The following is a 6,396-nucleotide window of genomic DNA, read 5'->3' as shown; positions in this document are numbered from 1 at the left end:
ACGGAAAGAAGGCACAAATCCCTAGGAAGCATAACACCCGATGAAAAGTTCTATCAGGAAATTAAAAATGTATCGTAATTATATCTTAGTTTAGTAAAAAGTTGTCCAACAAATAGGGAGTATCATAGACAAAATCGATAAAATCTTTATATGTAATGTCACCGAACTTGTCATCTTCATCAAAGTCATCAAGTGTAACAGTACTATTTACGAGTAGAAAAGCAGACTCTGTGTAGAATGCTGATAGTCGAGTTGGTAGGTCGTAAGTAATTCCATTTTTTTTACTTACGTTTACATACTTGATTAATTCGTTTCGAACTTTATGAGTTTCTTTTTCCACCAGTTGCAAGCGCTCCTCAAATTTTATGTTTTTTTTGTAATGGTTATATTGTAAGCTGAATAGCTCATATTTTTCGTGATCATTTTCGAATAATTTGGTAAATCTAAAGCAGTTGTCATTTTCTAATGAAATACTCATCAAACCAGCTTTCTGGAAATTCAATGCCTGATTACAAAGTTCAATACCACCAGCAAGATAAACTACTGAGTCTGCCCAATCAATGATATTCTTCTTTAAGATATTTTTCGGTTTTAGCTCACCAACATACTTTTTATAAAACAAAGAAAAGGCATAACCCCACCCGTATTCGTACTTTCCTAATTTTTGAATAGCATCAAGGTACTCAAAACCAAAATTAAACTGATATTGGTAATCGATCGTTTTTATAATCTGAATGACAGACGTTAGGTGATCTGCATTTGTACTATTTTCGATTCTTTTTGCTTCAAGCAATAAAAGGCTTTGTAACTTATCAATTGGCATAACCTAAAGTTTTGTTATTCATCACTTATTAAGCACCGGATTTAAAGTTTTTGTAATGCGAAGCTAGGGCTTCGACATTTGGTTTATAGCCAGCATTGGTAATTAGTAAAATACCATCATACAGTGCATACTCATTTTTCACCTTTGGATGAAAGTGGACCATCATAGTGTCTGGATCAATAGCAATCAAGTTTAGATCAAATAGAGTATGTATATCTGCCCTTAACAATAATCCATTTGAAGGATGATTATCATTTTTCCCTCTGTATGGTCTGATATGTGCTGCTTCCAGGATATCTACGATTTTGCATCCTGTTATTACGCAGGTATTATTATATCTTTTTAAAAGGGCATCCCTGAATTTTTGTTGTCCTCTCCTTAACTTTATTCCACGTTCCACTATTTCTCTCTCGTCATCATCAGAAATCTTGTACTCTTCTTTATCTTCTTCGGTATAACTCTGATAAGGAGATAATGGAATAGTAATGTAGTCACCTGAATCTCTATTTGATGATATGTCCAAATTGGCAAACAGATCTAATGCGCTATGATCCAGTCTTTGCATAGACATATTCTGGTTGTAGCCATTAGTATAAAAAGGCCGCAGTTGCGTTAAGTTATTGTTGAACTGGTTGGAAGAAACAAAATGGTCGAAGTTTGCCCTATATTTTGTTACAGATTTTAGTTCTTCAATAGGTTTATCAAATTCATGTCCTTTATTACATCGATATGTTGGCTTTTTAGTTTTTCTTTTATCTATAGTTGTGCTGGGACATTCAGGACACCTTCTGATAGTCTTGCTTCCTTGTAAGCTATCAATGCTGCTAATATTGACGAATCCAAGAATACTTTTCTTATCAATAACAATGGCCTGATCTCCAGCTTTTATCTGTTGAGAATTAGCAACAAAATTGTCATAGTTGTAATATTCTTTTAAGCTGTCTTGATAATCATCCGTTTGAGAAGCTTTATCTTCTTCAGGCACTGTCTTTAGTACCCATAGTTGCCTGTTAGATTGTTTAAGGCGATAAGTTAAAGTTGGTGATTTTATTGTTTCAATTTTAGTATTGTTATCATCTCTGATAGCTCGTCTTATCTGTTGCTGTGTGATGGTGTTTTCATTATCTACGGGGCGGAAAATATTTTTTGATTTTAATCTGTCTTCTATCTCCTTGGCAGTTAGGGGAGATGTTGCTTGTTCTAAAACCTCGATTATCTTTGGTAGTATATATCTCATATCTCAATATGATGGTTTGTAGTATTATCAATCTGGTCGAATTTTTTACAAAGCGTTAAGTCTTCATGAGGGCTTTAGCAATTGGGATATCAGCAGGAGCCAACTTCCAGTTTAATAAGGTAGACGTTGGTACCCATTCTATCCTGTCATGATCAACTAATTTGATTTCAGATTGACCTGTTGAGCACTTGAAAGAAATAAGTTGGATAGTTCCTGTGTCGTATTGATGAGTATTGTCCATAAAATGATAGTCAATGGCGACATCTAAACCTAGCTCTTCAAGTAGTTCGCGTTTTAAAGAATCTTCGTTTGTTTCAAAGTCTTCGACTTTGCCTCCTGGGAATTCCCAATAACCACCTAGAGATTTTTCGACTTTTCGTCTACAGATAAGGACACGACTATCTTTGTAAATTATGCCGCACACGACTTTGATTGCATTCATTGCATTGCCATTGAAAGATTACTGTATCCTCTTATTCCTCCTATACTCCCACGGTGCTATGGCATCCCCCTTTTTTCCGATCGCCCAATACAGAATCCAACCCAAGAGATTACCCAATACGATAATTAGTATCCAGAGTGAGCGCTGGTAAGTGGTTAAACTCTTGTTTGTAACTGCGTGATACGCGGTATAAAAGAAAAGTACTAATAGAGGGAGGATAATTACCAGCTCTTGAGCGCCTAAGTTCAAAAAAAGTAAGTTCATGTTATTTGTGTTTGTTGAAGAATAATTTGATTAAAGTTTCAGGTACCTAATGTTTCAGACTGCTCTCTTCCGGCCATTTAAAATCGCGTGCTTTTTGACTTTCAGGATCGAACCATTCTTCCGCAATTTCGCGATAAATAGGGTTGCCGTTTTTGTCATTCCTTACAAAAATCATATCACCGACGGGTGCGCCATGTAAATACCTTAATCTTCCATGGGCATCAAATTTCACTTTTCCGTCTCCAAATAGCTTATCGATCTTGGAGAAATATTTGATATTGTCGCTGTCTATTCTGATTGTTTCCATCATTATTGGTTATTTTTAGAGTTCTCCAACCAATCCATGTCAACTGTTCCTTTCACTTTCTTCATCATTTACTTAGCTATAGCTTATACAACCTATTTGGTTTTATTTGTCCTTTCTCCTTTTGTTAACTTTTCAATGTCAATACCAAGACCGTTAGCTATCTCAAGCAAAGTGGAGAACATGAAATCTTCCTTACCATTTTCAATGTCACTGATTTTTGATGCGTCAAGCTTGGCAGTTTTTTCAGCTAATTGCCCTTGCGTTAGTTTTGCTTTTTTTCGCTCTTGTTTCAGATTAAATCCAATTCGTTTATATATTTCTAAATATTTATTTACCATAAAGTCAGTTTTTTATAAATATTTATATGGCAATATTGCCATATTTAAAAAGTTTGTTTATATTTGTATAGTATTATTTGCGACAATATGGTAAAGCATTTTACTATGCATTACTAACGATGTCCTCTTGTTTGGAAAAACGGTCAATTTTGCCCACGAGAGTACCGTAAGGTCGCCCATTACTGCTGGATTGTTTATCTTTGTCGATAAAGCCAGTAGGGCGATTCTTGCGTAAGACTTTCTAGGGGCACACTGAGAGACTCGAGTAGTTTTTCACATAGGTTTACTGACCGTTTTCCTCAACTAGAGAGCTGCAGGATCGTCCTATTGGTTTTTTTAAGCCAATTTGCCTTTCTTCTAAGTTTCAGTGAGTCGACATCGTTCACATAATAAACTACAACATTTATGAAAGGAACGATTACAAACGCCAAGCAGAACCACATAGACCTGATCAAGGATCGCAGTCACTGGTTTTCCCATGTACTACTTTATAAGAACGTAATTCGCCATCCAGAATAACGTTATCAAAAACAGGCCGCGAGGAGAGAAGGTTATTCCATCATAACGAAAGAAGGGCTTCTCTGTGCTCGGGAGGGGTACTCTTTCTATAAGAAAGCCATCTCCGACTTCGCGTCTGCTAACCGACCTTGAATATCAAAACAAATGCTCGGATAGGTCAATAGATCAGTCGTTATTTCTAGTTCGCACTTTAAAAATAAAGACTTTCCTATTGCCTTCCAAATTTAATTCCCGTAAAATGGATTATTGTTTGTTGATAATTCAATTTAGGTCGGTTTTTCACCAGAATGCGACAGTTCAGAACGTATTATTAACCATCGTAGAAAACAGTATCGTTCGCATTCGTTTATCACTTATTTATTAACCAGGAAGCGGAGCGTAGTCTTCGGGCGGTAGCGCATCTTGGGCTACGCACCCTTCCTTAATTGCCAAAAAGTAATGCGAAAATTTTGCAAAAGGGAGAGCTATGCCCTAAACGAAAGGACCAAGAAAACGCGCCCATTACGGAACAACACACGGCTAATCCTAGTAAAAAGGAAGGAGGTCATCAATGGACTTTAGGTATTTGCCATTATTGCTAGACGCGGCAGAGATAGCCGACGACGACTATGATCCCACGGTAAAAATACAGGGTTTCTGGACTAAATATGGCGTTGATCACAGTCGCCTTAACATCCTTAACATGTTCTTATTCTACAGGGGTGAAACGGAACTCCAAGATCGCTTGAGCGTAGAGGAAATGGAGGAGTTTTCGAGGGATCTCAGGGCATTGCTGATGGCTTATTTTGTGGTTCATCATGAGAAAATCAATCTTGAAGATATAGCAATTCCTACTACAGAAGTGCCAGAAAAAAGTGAAGAAGACAAGCTCTACGCGGATATTTTTTATTCGATTCTAGGTTTGCGCGATTTTGAGCATAAACATAAACCTTAGTTATGGACAACATGAATAAAAAGAAAATAGCAAGGCCTTACACAATGTCCTTGATTTGTGCTTCGTTGAAGAATTTGTTTTTTAAGGCAACGGAGAACAAATCAATGCCCTATATAGTGGCATTGATTTGTGTTTCGTTGAAGAATCTTTTTTTGAAGGCAACGAAGAACAAAGGAGTCCTTCTTTATGGACTCCTTTGTTTCATGTTGTTTGATTTACCCAACGCCCAGGCGCAGTCTCCCAATAATCGGGAGGCTGCCGAAGGGCAAACCGAAATCAAGCCATTGGTTCCCGGGCAGCCTATTCCCGAAGAAATATGGAACAGCACGTTTACACTGCATTACTTCGATGGGAGTACGGAAGAGGTGAAGTTTAATGACTTCCGAGGAAAGGCGATCTTATTGGATTTCTGGTCTACAGGATGTGTATCATGTATACAAGGAATTCCGAAGATGGAAAAATATCAGCGCCAGTATAAAGATGATCTGGTCGTTTTATTGGTGAATAGCAAACGAAATAAAGATACACCCGAAAGGATAGCGAACCGGTTCAAGGTTTACAAGAAGGTTAATAATTATGTCCCGGAACTTCCGACCATACTGGACGATACAATCTTTACAGCACTTCTACCGCATAATACCATTCCAAATATTTCATGGATAAACCAAGATGGGATTTATCTGGCCAATACAATGAGTGGCTTGGTTTCGGATAAAGAGCTTGACAAGTTAATAAATACCAGAACAACCGACATTACCCATACCGGTGTAATAGAAAATAAAGGGCGTCGTACCGAAACCCCGCCTATAATTGATACTGCGGATTTGCTGTCGATATCAGCCTTGGGACCCTATATACCCAAATACCTTGCTGTATATCCGAATCTTATCCATAAAAATGGTGCTTCCTTTTATCAATTTATAAATCAAAGCCTTTCTATGATGCTGTTCTTTGCCTACGGAGAGGAACTAGACGGGTTTGCGTGGAATGATTACGTATTCGAGTCGAACCTTCGGGAAGAGCTACGTGATAGAGGTCTTTTCTTTGCTAGAGGTGGTTATATGTACAGTTATCTGTTTTATAATCAGGACTCTGTTGGTCAACATACGGTAACGAATGCGTTAAGGAAAGAATTAACCAACACATTTGGATTTACAGTAGAACGCAGATCGGGAACAATAGATGTCTATAAGTTAGAATTGACGGACAAGATCGATGCGATCAAGACAGAAGGCCGGATGGGAACAATCGATATCCAATCGCCAAATGTTCCATTGACGTACGTAAATAAGCCTATATCTGTAATAGTTTCGGCACTGTATTATTGGTTGGATTGTCCGGTTATTATCGAAACTGATCATGCGAAATTGCGTAAATTATATGTTGACTTGACGATACCTGCCGATTTTCACAAACTACCGCTGACCAACCGTTTGGCATTTCTGGAAGAACATGGTATAAAATTGGTAAAAGAACAAGTCCACAAGGAATATCCAGTTTTTATAAAGCAATCACTTAACGAAATCAATTGA

8 protein-coding genes are annotated in these 6,396 nt (G+C 37.5%); 2 read left to right on the top strand and 6 right to left on the bottom strand.

The genetic code is table 11. The features are described from left to right. Nucleotides 1-85: 85 nt before the first annotated feature. The 6 genes from H8B06_RS13085 to H8B06_RS13060 form a co-directional block, all read right to left on the bottom strand. Nucleotides 86-823 (bottom strand): hypothetical protein, encoded by a 738-nt coding sequence (locus H8B06_RS13085; RefSeq protein ID WP_190994711.1) that lies wholly within the window; start codon nucleotides 821-823, stop codon nucleotides 86-88. A 28-nt stretch (nucleotides 824-851) separates the two neighbouring features. Beyond that, nucleotides 852-2,060, bottom strand: coding sequence for an HNH endonuclease (locus tag H8B06_RS20690; protein ID WP_223857662.1), 1,209 nt, complete (start codon nucleotides 2,058-2,060; stop codon nucleotides 852-854). Nucleotides 2,061-2,115: 55 nt separating this feature from the next. Next, complete coding sequence (locus tag H8B06_RS13075; protein WP_190994710.1) at nucleotides 2,116-2,502, bottom strand: (deoxy)nucleoside triphosphate pyrophosphohydrolase; 387 nt, start codon at nucleotides 2,500-2,502, stop codon at nucleotides 2,116-2,118. Between the two features lie 18 nt (nucleotides 2,503-2,520). Next, nucleotides 2,521-2,766 (bottom strand): PLDc N-terminal domain-containing protein, encoded by a 246-nt coding sequence (locus tag H8B06_RS13070; RefSeq protein ID WP_190994709.1) that lies wholly within the window; start codon nucleotides 2,764-2,766, stop codon nucleotides 2,521-2,523. Between the two features lie 46 nt (nucleotides 2,767-2,812). After that, a complete protein-coding gene (locus H8B06_RS13065) occupies nucleotides 2,813-3,076 on the bottom strand; it encodes a hypothetical protein (protein ID WP_190994708.1) in 264 nt (87 codons plus the stop codon). A gap of 89 nt (nucleotides 3,077-3,165) precedes the next feature. Continuing rightward, nucleotides 3,166-3,411: a helix-turn-helix domain-containing protein gene (locus H8B06_RS13060; protein ID WP_190994707.1), complete on the bottom strand. Its 246-nt coding sequence runs from the start codon at nucleotides 3,409-3,411 to the stop codon at nucleotides 3,166-3,168. 1,069 nt (nucleotides 3,412-4,480) lie between these two features. Here H8B06_RS13060 and H8B06_RS13055 point away from each other — a divergent pair. Continuing rightward, nucleotides 4,481-4,864, top strand: coding sequence for a hypothetical protein (locus tag H8B06_RS13055; RefSeq protein WP_190994706.1), 384 nt, complete (start codon nucleotides 4,481-4,483; stop codon nucleotides 4,862-4,864). 11 nt (nucleotides 4,865-4,875) lie between these two features. Next, on the top strand, nucleotides 4,876-6,396 hold the full coding sequence (locus tag H8B06_RS13050) for a TlpA family protein disulfide reductase (protein WP_190994705.1): 1,521 nt from the start codon (nucleotides 4,876-4,878) through the stop codon (nucleotides 6,394-6,396).

Source organism: Sphingobacterium micropteri (assembly GCF_014692515.1).
Lineage (GTDB): Bacteria > Bacteroidota > Bacteroidia > Sphingobacteriales > Sphingobacteriaceae > Sphingobacterium > Sphingobacterium micropteri.
The sequence above is the reverse complement of the archived record's forward strand: the minus strand, read 5'-3'. Positions and strand labels throughout refer to the sequence as shown.

What these genes read in the sequence shown, in the direction of transcription:
- H8B06_RS13085 (WP_190994711.1), bottom strand. Translation starts at nt 823, where the DNA reads ATGCCAATTGATAAGTTACAAAGCCTTTTATTGCTTGAAGCAAAAAGA.
- H8B06_RS20690 (WP_223857662.1), bottom strand. Translation starts at nt 2,060, where the DNA reads ATGAGATATATACTACCAAAGATAATCGAGGTTTTAGAACAAGCAACA.
- H8B06_RS13075 (WP_190994710.1), bottom strand. Translation starts at nt 2,502, where the DNA reads ATGAATGCAATCAAAGTCGTGTGCGGCATAATTTACAAAGATAGTCGT.
- H8B06_RS13070 (WP_190994709.1), bottom strand. Translation starts at nt 2,766, where the DNA reads ATGAACTTACTTTTTTTGAACTTAGGCGCTCAAGAGCTGGTAATTATC.
- H8B06_RS13065 (WP_190994708.1), bottom strand. Translation starts at nt 3,076, where the DNA reads ATGATGGAAACAATCAGAATAGACAGCGACAATATCAAATATTTCTCC.
- H8B06_RS13060 (WP_190994707.1), bottom strand. Translation starts at nt 3,411, where the DNA reads ATGGTAAATAAATATTTAGAAATATATAAACGAATTGGATTTAATCTG.
- H8B06_RS13055 (WP_190994706.1), top strand. Translation starts at nt 4,481, where the DNA reads ATGGACTTTAGGTATTTGCCATTATTGCTAGACGCGGCAGAGATAGCC.
- H8B06_RS13050 (WP_190994705.1), top strand. Translation starts at nt 4,876, where the DNA reads ATGAATAAAAAGAAAATAGCAAGGCCTTACACAATGTCCTTGATTTGT.